1 protein-coding gene is annotated in these 301 nt (G+C 71.4%); it reads right to left on the reverse strand.

Translation table 11 applies throughout. From position 1 onward, the window contains the following. On the reverse strand, window positions 1-301 hold a 301-nt coding region (locus AA75_RS41210), incomplete at both ends, for a hypothetical protein (protein ID WP_033825640.1).

Below are 301 nucleotides of genomic sequence, written 5' to 3' on the forward strand. Positions count from 1 at the left end.
GCTGGGTGCCGCGGGGGTTGCCGAAGGGGTCGGTGGGGCGTCGGGTGACGGTCTGGGCGGCGTCGGTGTCGATCTGGACGCCGTTGGTGCCGTGCGGGTCGGCGCACTGGTAGACCAGCTTGCCGCCGGCCTGGGCGGTGACGCGGGTGATGGTGATGCCGCCGGGGGCGGGGTAGGAGCGGACGTCGGACATCGAGCCGGTGGCGGTGTCGAGGGTGAGCTCGTCCACACCGAGGTTGATGGTGGTCTTGCCGGGGTTGCGGCGGATCAGCTGGTTGCCGTCCGCGTCGTACAGGTACGA

The organism is Kitasatospora sp. MBT63, assembly GCF_000710465.2.
Taxonomy (GTDB): Bacteria; Actinomycetota; Actinomycetes; order Streptomycetales; family Streptomycetaceae; genus Kitasatospora.